Raw genomic sequence first — 13200 nt, forward strand, 5'->3', positions numbered from 1 at the left:
AAGCTCCGGTGCAGCGGTGTAAACCGAGTTCGGAGTATCTTGCGCCAAAATTACCGAAAATCAACCAATGAATATCCTCGGAATTATCCCGGCCCGTTACGCATCCACCCGTTTCCCGGCCAAGGCGCTGGCCGAAATTGATGGCAAAACCATGATTCAGCGCGTGGTGGAGCAGTCCTGGAAGGCCGAATCGCTCAGTCGGGTGGTGGTAGCAACCGATCACGAAGCCATTGCCGGACACGTTCGCTCGTTTGGCGGGGAGGTAATGATGACTTCCGAAAATCACCAAAGTGGCACCGACCGCTGTTTTGAAGTGATGCAGGCCGTCGGTGGCGATGTCGATTATGTGATTAATATTCAGGGCGATGAACCGTTTATCAAACCGGAACAGATTAATCTGCTGGCTTCGGTGCTGGACGGGCAGACCGAATTGGCAACCTTGGTAAAGAAAATTGACGATCTGCACGTGTTGACCAATCCGAGTACGCCAAAAGTAGTGTTGAACAGCCGGAGTGAAGCCCTGTATTTTAGCCGTCAGACGCTGCCCTATCTGCGGGAACGAAAACCGGAAGAGTGGTTGCAGTTTCACACGTTTTACAAACACATTGGTATTTATGCCTACCGGGCGGATATTCTGGGGCAAATCACGCAGTTGCCACCATCATCGCTGGAAACAGCCGAAGCCCTCGAACAGCTGCGCTGGTTGGAAAACGGCTACCGGATTCGCTGCGTGGTAACAGAACTAGACAGTTACGGCATTGATACTCCTGACGATTTGGGGCGATTGTTGAGCCGATAAAGTCATTGTAACTTGCCAACGGTCATTTGTTAATAGATGTTAAAAGTGAACCGGTCAAACAGTTTCGGGCGTTACCAAGTTGAATAAAGACAAGCTATTCAGTCAAACCACACAGAATTTAACTCCCATATCATGCAAAACTATTCCATCCTCTGGGCTGATGACGAGATTGATTTATTGAAACCCCATATTCTTTTTCTGAACAATAAAGGGTATACCATCACACCCGTGAATAGCGGTGCGGATGCGCTTGAAAAAGTGGATCAGGAAAATTTTGATCTGGTTTTTCTGGACGAAATGATGCCCGGGATGACGGGTTTGGAAACGTTGCAGCAAATCAAACAGATGCGCCCCAACCTGCCGGTGGTGATGATCACCAAGAGCGAGGAAGAGCACATCATGGAAGGGGCCATCGGCGCTAAAATTGCGGATTATCTGATCAAACCATTGAATCCGAATCAGATCCTGCTGTCGGTTAAGAAGATTCTGGATAACAAACGGCTGGTGACCGAGCGAACCAACCAGAGTTATCAGCAGGACTTCCGGAATTTATCAATGCTTTACAACGACCGGATCGATTTTGACGATTGGGTGGATATTTACAAGAAATTGATTTTCTGGGAACTGGAGTTGGATGGTACGCAGGATCGCAGCATGGCGGAAGTGTTCAACATGCAGAAAAGCGAAGCTAATTCGACCTTCTGCAAATTCGTGATGGACAATTACGAAGACTGGCTGAACGAACCGAAAATGGATAAGCCGATCATGTCGCACCAACTGATGCGGAAGAAAGTATTTCCGCTGCTGGAGCAGAATAATCCGCTTTTCTTCGTGTTGATCGACAACCTGCGGTACGATCAGTGGAAAGTCATTGAGCCCATCATGGCCGAATACTTTACGGTGGAAGAAGAGTCTTCGTACTATTCAATCCTGCCAACCACAACGGCGTTTGCGCGTAATTCCATTTTCTCCGGAATGTTACCGAGTGAGATGGAAAAGAAACACCCCGATCTTTGGGTAAACGACGACAACGAAGAAGCGGGTTTGAACAACAATGAGGACCAGTTTCTAAAACGCCAGATCGACAGCAGCCGGCTGAACATCAAGTTTTCATACAACAAGATATTGAATATCAATCAGGGCAAATCGCTGGTCGATAACTTCAACAACCTGATGCAGAACGATCTGAATGTGATCGTTTACAATTTTGTGGATATGCTTTCGCATGCCCGGACCGACATGGCCATGATCAAGGAACTGGCTCCCGATGAAGCGGCCTACCGTTCGATTACCCGTTCCTGGTTTAATCACTCACCCTTGCTGGAATTAGTGCGGAAGATTTCGGAGAAGGGCGGTCGCTTGATCGTCACTACGGATCACGGAATGATTCGGGTTCAGAAACCCGCCAAAATTGTTGGTTATCGGGATACCAACACAAACTTGCGTTATAAACAGGGTAAAAATCTGGGCTTCGACGACAACCACCTTTTTGTGTGCCGCAAGCCTGAAAACTTCTTCCTGCCCCGGATTCACGTTTCTACGGCTTACGTTTTCACGCTGGAGGATTATTTCTTTGCGTATCCCAACAACTATAACTATTACGTCAATTATTACCGGGATACTTTCCAGCACGGGGGCGTCTCGCTGGAAGAAATGATTATACCATTTGCCTACCTAAAGGCAAAATGAGTATAGCGTGAAGAATGATGAGTTAAGGGTTTGACCCTCTTCAACTCATCATTCTTCACGCTATACTATAAGCCTTGTTCGATCACTTTCCCATCTTCAACACGCAGGATGCGGGCGGGGTATTTGCGAAGAAAATCGTAGTTGTGGGTAGCCATCAAAATAGCGGTGCCGGAATTATTGATGGTCTGGAAAACCTGCATGATTTGTTCGCCAACGGTCGGGTCCAGGTTTCCGGTCGGTTCATCTGCAATCAGAATTTTGGGTTCGTTCAGCATGGCGCGGGCTACCACAACGCGTTGTTGTTCGCCACCCGACAACTGGTGAGGCATCTTTTTATGCAATGTTCCCAGTCCAACCTGCATCAAAACCTCCGAAATACGGTTTTTCATCTTGGTCTGATCAGTCCAACCCGTCGCTTTCAGGACAAACCGCAAATTGTCTTCGACGTTGCGATCCATAAAAAGCTGGAAATCCTGGAAAACAATCCCGATTTTTCGGCGCAGATACGGCACGTCTTTCGGTTTCAACTTTTCCAGGGCAAAACCGGCCACTAGGCCCGAACCAGCCTGTAACCACAGGTCGGCATACAGCGTTTTGAGCAGTGAGCTTTTTCCACTACCCGTTCGGCCAATCAAAAACACAAAATCTCCTTTGTTGATGTCAAAGGTCACACCGGCCAGCACAATGCGCCCACCTTGGTAAATATCAGCCTGACTCAGCGACAGAACGGGTTCGGTAGAAAACATTTTATTCAGTGAAGAGTGATGAGTTAAGAGCTAAGAGTTAAAGCAGAACAATTACTTTTCGAATGCGTCAGCCAACTCTTCACTCTTCACTCTTAATTCATAACTATTTTTTTGTTCCTGCTTTCTGGTGATCGGCCAGGAATTTAGCGAGACCACTGTCGGTCAGCGGGTGGTTGAATAAGGCAGAAATAGCGCTCAGCGGCCCGGTCATTACGTCGGCTCCTACTTCAGCGCACTGGATGATGTGCATCGGATGACGGACGGAAGCGGCCAGAATTTGCGTCCCGTAGCTGTAATTCCGGTAGATCAGGGCAATTTGCTCGATCAGTGCAACCCCGTCAAACGAAATGTCGTCCAGCCGACCGATAAAAGGGGAAACGTACGTAGCCCCGGCTTTAGCAGCCAGCAAGGCTTGCCCGGCCGAAAATACGAGCGTACAGTTTGTTTTGATGCCTTTTTCGAAAAAGTAATTAATGGCCTTAATCCCGTCTTTAATCATCGGGACTTTCACCACAATTTTATCGTCAATCTCGGCAAGTTCTTCGCCTTCAGCAATAATTTCCTGAAATGTTGTGGCAATCACTTCGGCACTCACATCGCCATCCACAATGTCACAAATGGCTTTGTAATGTTGCATGACGCTATTTTTGCCGGTAATGCCCTCCTTCGCCATCAGGGAAGGGTTGGTCGTTACGCCGTCCAAAATACCCAAATCCTGTGCTTCGCGAATTTCGTGCAAATTGGCCGTATCAATGAAAAACTTCATGGTATTAAAACTGGGATAACAAGGTATGAAGGAATATGATCTGTTCGAATCGACCCAAAAGTAAGGATAATCCGGAGATTTTTGTTTACCGATTACCGGTTTGTGAACGACCGTGTAGAAGCAACTGAATTTCGGAAAACAAAAAAAGGCAAACCGACATCTCACCGCTACGACCGCCTACCCTTGCTTCTGTCAAGACCTGGGGGATTCAGCAGGAGCTGGTAGTGCCTGTTTGCCGGGTGCAAAATTAAGAAATTATGCAGGAAATAAAAGTGTACCCGCTAATTTTGTGAGATTTTTGAGCCTTACCATATGATAAATACTCTTTTTAAAACCGTTTCAACGCATCGAATTGGGCGCAAAAAAACCGGTCGGCACATTGGCTGGTGCGTTATAGTCTTCACGATTATTGGGTTACAGGCCTGTACGTCGTCGGAAGAAAAACTGGCAGAAGGCCGTAGCCTGATGCAGCAGGGCAAGTTTCGGGAGGCAATCCAGCCGTTGAATGCAGCCATTGACGCCGACACCAAAAATTACGAAGCGTTCAACAGCCGGGCGGTGGCCTATTTTGAGTTAAAAGACTACGAAAATGCGCTACTGGATTACGAGCAGGCTATTCAGCTGAACGCGGAGTTTTACAAACCGTATTATAACCGGGCGAAGCTGAAAACGGCGCGGGGCGAAACCGATGCGGCTTTGAAGGATTTCTCGGAAGCGATCCGCCGGGCTCCCGACCTTTCGGATATCTACCTGGATCGGGGGCAGTTGTTTGCCAATTCCGGAAACCTGACCTCTGCTTTGTCGGATTTCAACCAAGCCATTCAGCTTGAACCGAAAAATTCGCTGGCGTATTTCAACCGGGGCAATATCCGTTTTCAGCAGGATCAGTTCGCCGAAGCGCTGGAAGATTTCACCAAAACCGTCCAACTGGATGCTAAATTTGGGAAAGCCTTTAACGCATTGGGGGTTACCCAAGCCATGCTGAACCAGCGGGAAAAAGCCTGCCTGAGCCTGAAGCAGGCTCAACAACTTGGCTACACGGAAGCTCAGGCGTATATTACCGAATACTGTCAATGAATAGAAGCAAGAGGCAGGACTCATGAATGGGGAGTGCTCGCTGCCCTCAACCGTCTGGTGGGCCTTGTATTCAATGATTCTTACCGCTTGCTTCATAACTCTTACCTCTTATGCGCAAAGCGATCGCGATTGCCTTCGGGCTGCTTTTTCTACTTTTTGCGGTTTTTCAGTATAACGACCCAGATCCGCAAGTGTGGGTACCGATTTACGGTTGTGCTACAGTGGCCAGTTTCATGGCGTTGGGCAATACCATCCGTCCCTGGTTTTACGTTGTCGCTGGCCTGGCTTATCTGGTGGGAGCCATTTCCCAGTGGCCCTCGGCTTTCGAAGGGTTTTTGCTCGACGAAATGGGGATGAAAACCATCAACATTGAACTGGCCCGCGAATCCGGCGGTTTGGCAATCTGTGCCATTGCCATGTTCATTCTGGCGGCAATAACGCGCAAATAATCGTGAGGAAGCGGAGTTTGTTGCGCCGTTTTTGGTCAAAAAATAACTTCATGGTCCCGGCGGTCGATGCATTATTCCTATAAACGGAATCTTCGGCTATTGGGAGTGGATGCAACATACCGCTCCTTCTCCCGAAAACTTAAAAAAAGAAACCTGCCGGTTCGGGCGCAGAGCCTTCACCGACAGGTTCACGCTAAAAGAGTTAGAACACGCTGATTACAACGTCAGGCGCTGTTTATCTTTGAGCAGTACTTCCTTCAACTTTTGATACGGAAGCTGTTGCGGTGAAACCTTGTTGTTGATCGCGAGCACTGCTGCCGTAGCCGCCGACTGGCCAAGAATCATAAACACGGGTTCCATCCGAATCGACCCGTACGCAATGTGCGAACTCGACACGCAAACGGGCACCAACAGGTTGCGACATTCTTCCTCTTTAGGCAGAATCGATCCGTAGGCAATGGAGTACGGTTTGTCGGGGTGCACGCCAATATCGCCTTCATTCTGCACAAAACCGTCGGCTTTCACGTACCGCTGCGAGTTGTGCGCATCAAGCGCATACGACCCCATCCCGATTGGGTCAGGCACCACCGTTTTACCCAGCGCATCGGCTTCCTTCATCACGAAGACTCCTTTCATCCGCCGAGCTTCCCGGATGTAGAGCTGGTGGGGCCAGTTGCCATTATCCGTAAATTCATCCTTTGCCAAGCCCCATTCTTTCACCTGGTCCTGTACATCTTTGGGCATTCGCGCATCGTTGGCCATGAAATACAGCAGCCCCTTTTGGTAGCGTTCGTGGTCTTTGATGATCTGCTTCCGGCGCTCGTAGGTGGCTTCGGGATAGTCATAGTTTTTGCCGATGTAGTCCGAACTGAACGGGCCGTGGTTGTTGGTGTCGGTTTTGCGGTTGGGGATGGGGTCAAACTTCTGGAAAGTTTCGCGCCAACCTGCTTCGAACACTCGCGCCAGCAGCTCGTACCGGGCTGGATCGTAGCCTTCCGGTTTGGGGAAGGGCACACGGTTGTCGGGGTGGTTGCTCATGCACATCCGGAAGCAGTACGCCTGAATTTTGTGGTCGCCCGAACCTTTTTCGCCGGGTTTATCCGCCGAAATCTCGGGCAGCAGGCCACTGGCCGGATCGTTCGGTACTTTGTAGGGACTGACGTTAGTTTTGAAATGGTGGCCGTGTTGAAAAACTTCCGGCTGCACGCCGTTCCAGGTTTCGCCATAGACCTGATTAGCTTCCCGACCCACGTGGTAGCTGACGCCCGCAGCCGCCATTAGGTCGCCCTCGTAGGTGGCATCGATGAACATGGCTCCTTCGTAAACCGTACCGCTCAGGGTTCGGATGGACTGAATCTTGCCCCCTTTTTTGGTGATACCTTTGGCCGAACGGTCGAGCCATTCGTCGCGGTAAATAGGCAGCTTGTATTCTTTGACGAAATCCTCAAAAACCTGTTCGGCGGCATGAGGCTCAAAGATCCACATGGTGCGGTTGGAGCCATCCAGGGCGGGAGTTCCCTGACCTTTATTACCGTATTCATTCTGTTTCTGCCACTTCCAGGAGTCGGGTTTCTGGTAGTGCTGGTAGAGTCGGTGGTAGAACTCGCGGGAAAGCCCGCCGATGACTTCTTTATTGCCTGTATCAGTGAAGCCCAGGCCACCCGATGACAGTCCACCCAGGTGTTTATCGGGCGAGACAACAATGACGGTTTTTCCCATTTTTTTGACTTGCACGGCGGCCGTGACCGCAGCCGAGGTGCCGCCATAGACAATCACATCGGCTTTGCGAACGACCAGCGGTTGTTTCTCCAGTGCAGTGAAACTGGTTAAAAAGGCCGTCAACCCGCCCAATAAGGCTATCGCGTATCTTCTTTTCATGTTAAAATCAATAGTCTGTTTTATAAAGTAGGTAGCTCGTAAAAATTACCGAAAGGCGGTTTACTACCGGATTAGGTATTTATCAATTGTTGCAGGTAAGTCGGGTAATTTTTTCCTTGCCCATCCCCAATCGTGATGCTATCGCCGAAGCAGACGATGCGGTTACGCAATAGCTGATTCTGCGTCAGGAAGGTATAGATTGCCACCGCCATCGTGCGGTAACCATCCGGCGTTGGGTGAATACCGTCTGTTTTCTGGCTGTTGGATTCGTTTTTAATCAAACTACTGGCATCCAGTCCAATATTACCCACTTTCTCAAAAATGTGGTGCATGTCGAGCAGCGGCAGTTTGTGGTCAGCAGCAACTTTTCGGATGGTATCGTTCACCCGGGTTTTGCGAGCGGCATGGCCCTCGGGCTGGTAAAACGCCGGATCGTGGCGGGTCATCAGATACGGTTCATAAACCGGCAAAATGGTCATCAGCATCACCTGACTCCGGGACGCCAGCAAAGCCGAAACGAGCTGCCGAAGGTTCTTTTCGTATTCCGGCAGCGGAACGTGCTTTTTGCTGTTCATGTCGTTAGTCCCCGCCATCAGAATGGTGAGCTCGGGCTGGTGGACCAGGCAATCTTTCTGAATGCGGGCCAGCAAATCGACGGTATTGTTCCCACCGACACCCGCGTTGATAACCGTTATTGGCTCTTGCGGCTTGAAAGGCGCAGGAAGCGTATCCAGTTGGCCGACCAGCGGAGCAGCCACCAGGGCCTGTTGCAGAAAAGTCCGGCGTTGCATGTTGAGGATTGATTAGAAAACAAGCCGGAAGATGGGATTGCCCACGTCCGGCTTGTCGATAACTAGGTTTATGTCAAAAATCAATAGCCTGGATTCTGCGTGAGCAGCGGATTGACATCCCGCTCGGTCTGCGGAATCGGGAACAAATAGTGATACTCGTTCACCACAATGCTCGGATTCTGGGCTTTCATGGCGCTAATGAGTCGCTTGGTGCGGGCCAGATCATACCAGCGGTGTCCCTCGAAAGCCAGCTCCAGACGCCGTTCCAGCAGCAGGCTGTCGCGGAACTGCGCCTGGCTCAGGTTGGGCGTCAGGTTGGGCAGCCCCGCCCGGTTACGAATCCGGTTGATGGTCGAGTAGGCAGCCGCATTATTCGCTGTCTGTTCGTTGAGGGCTTCCGCGTACATCAGCAGCACATCGGGGTAGCGAATAATGGGATAATTGTTCCCGCCATCACTGTTACTGGTCGCCGTGGGGTCCAAGTATTTATAAACGTAACAGGGAAACAGCACGCTGGCCGGAGCCGCCGGGGTTCCCGTGGTGCTGTAGAGTCGCAACGTTACGTTTCGGCGCTTATCGTCCGGGCGATAGGTGCGGTACAGGTTTTCGGTCGGGGGATCATCACCAAAGCCAGCCACCCCATTCAGGCGGTCAAAATTGGGCCGCATGTAGCCCTGCATCCAGCTTCCTTCACCAAATCCGCCATTGAGTGCCTGGATTTCAAATACGGCCTCCTTGCCATTTTTGTTGGCGATCACAAAAGCGTCGGCAAAGTTGGCCCACAGGTCATAGACGCCGAGGTCAATCACTTCTTTGGCTTTGGCGGATGCCTTGGGCCAGTCTTGGCGGGTCAGATACACCTTCGCAAGAAATGCTTTAGCCGCTCCTTTGGTGGCCCGGCCTCGGTCGGCGGCCGTGTAAGAAACCGGCAATACGCTTTCGGCTTCGGTGAAATCCTGAATGATCTGGGCATAAACCTCATCGACGGACGCCCGCGCTACATTCAGGTTATTGAGAGAGGTGGTTTCCGTTATGACCAAAGGAACTCCGCCGAACAGTCGTACGAGTGTGAAATAATAGAAACCCCGCATAAATTTGGCTTCGGCCAAATAGCGGTTTTTCAACTCGTTATCCATGTCGATGGCCGGAACGCGAGCCAGTACGGTATTGGCCCGGTTGATAGCCGCATACGTGGTTGACCAGAGCGACTGAAACGTGACGGTGGCGGGGGTAAAAGTATACCGATCGAGGTCATTTTTAGGCTGATTGGCCGTTGATCGTCCGTTGCCCCATTCGGAGTCATCGGTGGCCTGGTCCTGCAAAATCCACATGACCTGACTGTATAAGTTCTGAGAACTCAAAGGGTCATAGACCGAACTGACGGCTGCTTTGGCGTCGTCCGCATTCTTATAAAAATTAGCCGGAGTAAAGCTGGCTTCGGGTCTTTGTTCCAGTACTTCACAGGCCGACAACAGCCCCAGAAGTAGCAGAAAAACAGGAATATTCTTTTTCATGACAGTGCGAAGTTAGGGGTTAAAAACCAACGTTTAGGCCGAACAGCAACGTCTTGGCCGCCGGATAACTGGCGTAGTCGAAGCCCTGGCTGCGGCTGTCCTGACCAAAGCGGTTGACCTCCGGATCATAGCCCGAATAGTTGGTCCAGGTCAGAAAGTTCTGGGCCGTTACATACGCCCGAACCGACTGGATTTTCAGGCTTTGAATCACCGAATTGGGCAGGTTGTAGGCTAGTTGCAGGTTCTTCAGACGGAGGTAGGATCCATCCTCAATCTGCCGGGTTGAGATCCGGTTGGCCGGGCGTGTTGTGGAAGCTCGTGGAATGTCCGTATTAGTATTGGTCGGCGTCCAGCGGTTGAGCATGTCCCGGGTCTGGTTGGTGGTTGCGTTCAGGTATTCAAGCTCAAACCGGTTGGCGTTCAGGATATCATTTCCGTAAACGCCCTGAAAAAAGGCGGTGAGTTCAAAACCTTTGTAAGAGAACGTGTTGCTAATACCGCCTATAAATTTGGGTTGCGCCCGGCCAATGATGGTGCGGTCGTTATCGTCGATCTTTCTGTCTCCGTTCAAATCCAGGTATTTGCGGTCACCCGGTTTTCGGGCCTGGGGATCGCTCAAAGCCGCCAGTTCGTCGGTGGTCTGGTACAGGCCGTCCGTAACGTAGCCGTAAAACGAACCCAGTGGTTCGCCCACGCGGATGATACCGGAGTTCAGGTTTTGGCCGATATTGGCTACCCCGCCGGCAAAAATCTGCGAAACCCCGCCAATGTCCAGCACTTTGTTGCGATTGAGCGCAAAGTTGACATCGGTATTCCAGCGAAAAGCCCCGTCGATGTTGCGCGATGACACGCTGATTTCCACCCCTTTGTTCTGAACTTTTCCGAGGTTCTTGATGGCGCTGGCATACCCCGACGTACTCGGAATGGTGATGTCCAGCAACAAATCCCGGGTACGCTTCAGGTAAGCGTCGGCGGTCAGGGTGATGCGGTTGTTCAGCAATCCAACATCGACGCCAATATCGGCCTGGGTGGTTGTTTCCCACGACAAGTCGGGGTTGGCAATCTGGTTCGGTCCCAAACCGGTCGAAACCGTCCCGCCAAATACGTAGTTCTGCGTTCCGAGCAGCGAATAAGCGGGGTAGTTACCAATGCCATCCTGATTCCCGGTCATCCCATAGGTGGCCCGCAATTTCAGATCGCTCAGGACTCGAACGTCTTTCATAAACGATTCTTCGGAAATCCGCCAGGCGAGGGCACCCGAGGGGAAATAACCGTAGCGATTGTTGGAACCGAAGCGCGAAGAACCATCCGCCCGGAACGATGCCGTTAAGAGGTATTTGTCTTTGTAGCCGTAATTGACACGGGCCAGATACGATTGCAGTCCCCAGGTGCCAATGCCCGATTCGGGCGTCAGCGGCACCGATCCTGAAGCCAGATTCCCCGAACCCAGGTTATCGTTGACAAAATTACGGGAGCTAGCGCGGCTGCTTTCAAACCGGCTGGCCTGTTGCGTAAAACCGAGCAGCGTCGTTACGTTATGAACTGATCCAAAGGTACGGGTGTAGGTCAGCAGGTTCTCGTTCAGCCAGGTCAGCGCCTGCGAGTTGTAGATGGAAGCGCTGCCGCCCTGCGCCAAACCGCTGGAAACGGAGCGGGGTAGGTACGAATCCTGTTTTTGCAGTACCCCGTCAATGCCGAGTGAAACGCGCAGGTCCAGTCCATCCATAATTTGATAATCGCCAAAAACGGTACCGAAAATCCGGTAGGCCGTATTGCGGTTTTTGCTGTCCAGGGCCAGCGCGACCGGATTATCCGCCGTAAAAGCAAAGGCTGGATCGGTGATCAGGTAAGCACCGCTGGCCGTGCGGACGGGCAGAATGGGCGGAAATTGCAGGGCAGCCATCGTCACCAGACCCGCGCTCCCCAGACTACCGTCCGTTCGCGACTGGTTGGTTAGGGTCCGGTTGACGGTCAGGCTATTGCCGATTTTAATCTTGCTGGTCAGCTTCCGGTCCAGGTTAACCCGCATGGAGTATCGATCAAAATCCGAGTTGGCTACGATACCATCCTGTTTGAAATAGCCCCCGCTGATGGCGTATTGGGTTTTTTCATCCCCACCGCTGATCGACAACTGATAATTTTGGATGGGTGCCTGCCGAAAGATTTCGTCCTGCCAGTCGGTTCCTTCGCCAAACGCATCGACCTGAGCCGGGGTATAAACCGCCGGTCGGCCTTCGTTGGTATTGGCTTCGTTAACCAGCTGGGCATACTCCCGCGCGTTCAGCACGGGATACTTCCGGCGAACGCTTTGCACACCGTAGTAGGTTTCCAGGCTGATGGTCGATTTGCCGGCTTTTCCGCGTTTGGTTGTAATGATTACGACGCCATTGGCTCCCCGCGACCCATAAATAGCCGTTGAAGAAGCATCTTTCAAGACCGAAATGGACTCGATGTCGCTGGGATTCAGGGTGCTCAACACGTTAAAGCTGGAACCGCTGCCCACTCCGTCATTTTTAAACGGAATGCCGTCAATCACGTAAAGGGGTTCGTTATCGCCCTGAATGGAGTTGCCGCCCCGGATGCGAATACTCGTGCTGCCGCCCGGGGCGCCGGAGTTCTGGGTAATCTGAACGCCCGCGGCCCGACCCTGCAACGCCTGATCAAGCGAGGTCACGGCTACTTTGCGAATTTCTTCTACGGGTACCGTGGAGACGGCACCGGTCAGGTCACTCTTTTTTACCTGACCATACCCAACCACCACCACTTCGCTTAGGGCCTTGGTATCGGGCACCAGTTGAACGTTGATTACCGAACGGCTTTTGACAATTTGCTCCTGGCTGACGTAGCCCACAAAACTGAAAATAAGCGTTGTTTCGTCGTTGGAGACATCGAGTCGGTAGCTTCCTTCTGCGTCGGTGGTGGTACCACGGGTGGTTCCCTGAATAACGACGCTAACCCCCGGTAAGCCCTCGCCCGTTTCGCTGGTCACCTTCCCCGTAATGGTTTTATCCAGGGATTGCTGGGCGAAGGTATTCGAACTCTGTATGGGAGTTGCAAAAGGAAGTTCCAGGCGGTTTTCACCCGTGGGATTGGGCGTGCCGTCGAAACCGTTTTTAGCATCACGTTTTGCCGGAAAAATAACGTAAGCATCCCGGTTGACTTTTTTAAACCGTAGCCCCACCGGTTGCAGAATCCGGGTCAGATTGCGTTCGAGGGAGTTTTTTGAATTCAGCTGGTCGGCGGGTACACTGAGGCCTTCCAGCAGTTTTTCCTCAAAAAGCAGATCAATATGGTGGTGGTGTTTAAGCTCCATCAAGGCGTCCCGCAAACTGATGGTCTTCGGCTGGCGTATTTCTTCGGTTCGCTGTGATAAGGGATGGTGGGCCAGCAATTGCGCCGACAAAGGACTGGGAATCGATAAACCCCAGGCGATTCCGGCCACCAGAACAGGTAACTGTAAGGGTCGAATCATAATAAATAGAATAAGGAAA

Annotated in this window: 10 protein-coding genes; 4 read left to right on the forward strand and 6 right to left on the reverse strand. The window is 51.4% G+C overall.

What is annotated here, in order from left to right; genetic code table 11:
• The first annotated feature begins 67 nt into the window (after positions 1-67).
• The gene (kdsB, locus tag ACYVH9_RS07760; protein ID WP_460635731.1) at positions 68-799 is read left to right on the forward strand and encodes a 3-deoxy-manno-octulosonate cytidylyltransferase; all 732 of its coding nucleotides are present in this window, start codon (positions 68-70) and stop codon (positions 797-799) included.
• Positions 800-931: 132 nt separating this feature from the next.
• A complete protein-coding gene (gene porX / locus ACYVH9_RS07765; RefSeq protein ID WP_460635732.1) occupies positions 932-2488 on the forward strand; it encodes a T9SS response regulator signal transducer PorX in 1557 nt (518 codons plus the stop codon).
• 65 nt (positions 2489-2553) lie between these two features.
• On the opposite strand, the gene ACYVH9_RS07770 is transcribed toward porX, so the two are convergent.
• Together ACYVH9_RS07770 and fsa are read right to left on the reverse strand one after the other, a co-directional pair.
• Positions 2554-3234, reverse strand: a complete 681-nt coding sequence (locus tag ACYVH9_RS07770) for a cell division ATP-binding protein FtsE (protein ID WP_460635733.1) — start codon at positions 3232-3234, stop codon at positions 2554-2556.
• 103 nt (positions 3235-3337) lie between these two features.
• A complete protein-coding gene (gene fsa / locus ACYVH9_RS07775; RefSeq protein ID WP_460635734.1) occupies positions 3338-4000 on the reverse strand; it encodes a fructose-6-phosphate aldolase in 663 nt (220 codons plus the stop codon).
• A gap of 312 nt (positions 4001-4312) precedes the next feature.
• On the opposite strand from fsa, the gene ACYVH9_RS07780 reads away from it, so the two are divergent.
• Positions 4313-5077, forward strand: coding sequence for a tetratricopeptide repeat protein (locus ACYVH9_RS07780; protein WP_460635735.1), 765 nt, complete (start codon positions 4313-4315; stop codon positions 5075-5077).
• A 110-nt stretch (positions 5078-5187) separates the two neighbouring features.
• Complete coding sequence (locus tag ACYVH9_RS07785; protein WP_460635736.1) at positions 5188-5526, forward strand: transmembrane 220 family protein; 339 nt, start codon at positions 5188-5190, stop codon at positions 5524-5526.
• Between the two features lie 216 nt (positions 5527-5742).
• Here ACYVH9_RS07785 and ACYVH9_RS07790 read toward each other — a convergent pair whose 3' ends face one another.
• The 4 genes from ACYVH9_RS07790 to ACYVH9_RS07805 all read right to left on the reverse strand — a co-directional run bounded on the left by ACYVH9_RS07790 (position 5743) and on the right by ACYVH9_RS07805 (position 13181).
• Positions 5743-7404 carry an FAD-dependent oxidoreductase gene (locus ACYVH9_RS07790; RefSeq protein WP_460635737.1) on the reverse strand — a complete coding sequence of 554 codons (1662 nt, stop codon included), beginning with the start codon at positions 7402-7404 and terminating at the stop codon, positions 5743-5745.
• A 71-nt stretch (positions 7405-7475) separates the two neighbouring features.
• The gene (locus ACYVH9_RS07795) at positions 7476-8195 is read right to left on the reverse strand and encodes an SGNH/GDSL hydrolase family protein (RefSeq protein WP_460635738.1); all 720 of its coding nucleotides are present in this window, start codon (positions 8193-8195) and stop codon (positions 7476-7478) included.
• 80 nt (positions 8196-8275) lie between these two features.
• The gene (locus tag ACYVH9_RS07800; protein ID WP_460635739.1) at positions 8276-9709 is read right to left on the reverse strand and encodes a RagB/SusD family nutrient uptake outer membrane protein; all 1434 of its coding nucleotides are present in this window, start codon (positions 9707-9709) and stop codon (positions 8276-8278) included.
• Positions 9710-9728: 19 nt separating this feature from the next.
• Positions 9729-13181: a SusC/RagA family TonB-linked outer membrane protein gene (locus ACYVH9_RS07805; protein WP_460635740.1), complete on the reverse strand. Its 3453-nt coding sequence runs from the start codon at positions 13179-13181 to the stop codon at positions 9729-9731.
• Between the last annotated feature and the right edge of the window lie 19 nt (positions 13182-13200).

The sequence above is a fragment of the Larkinella harenae genome (genome assembly GCF_054780515.1).